At 67.9% G+C, this 703-nt stretch carries 1 protein-coding gene; it reads right to left on the bottom strand.

Features of this window, described 5'->3' with window-relative positions:
* Nucleotides 1-703, bottom strand: a 703-nt coding sequence (locus AC1DWF_RS34650) for an aminotransferase class IV (protein WP_476843004.1), incomplete at both ends; no start/stop codon positions are given.

Below are 703 nucleotides of genomic sequence, written 5' to 3'. Positions count from 1 at the left end.
GAGGAAGACCTCGTCGGCCTCCAGGAATTCCTCGCGCGAGATAGGCCGCATCTCGATCGGCATGCCGCGCTCGCCGCAGATATCGATCACGGTCTGCCGTGTGATGCCCTCCAGCACGCCGCGATCGGGCGTCACCACGGTGCCATCCACTACCGCGAAGACGTTGAAGCCCGGCCCCTCCGTGACGTTCCCGTCCAGCCCCAGCAGGATCACCGTGTCCGCGCCCCGGTCATAGGCCTCGAACAGGCTCCGATCCATGTCGAGCCAATGGTAGTTCTTCACCGTCGGGTCCACGCACTCCGGCGGGATCCGTGGGATGGAGCTGATGACGGCATGCGTGCCCTTCATCTGCGCCGCGGGCTCCACGATCCAGCCGAAGGGCAGCGCATAGGCCAGCAGCCGGTTCTCGCAGAGGCGCAGGTCGCGGCTGCCCTGCGGCGGGCGGCCGCGCGTGCAGACCATGCCGACATAGGCGTCGCGCAGTCCGGAGCGGGCCACGCAGCCCATGAGGATCTCGCGGAGCCCGTCGCGGTCGACCGGGAGCTTCATTCGCAGCGCGGCGACGGAGGCAAGGAAGCGGTCCAGGTGATGCTCCAGCCGGAAGAAGCTGCCGTCCCAGACATGCACGACGTCATAGGTGACGTCGCTGCGCGTGAAGCCGAGGTCGAAGGGCGAGATGCTGGCCTCGCCGGCGGGAATGAAG

This window comes from Aminobacter sp. P4_D5 (assembly GCF_056401815.1).
This window is presented reverse-complemented; position numbering and strand designations above follow the sequence as displayed.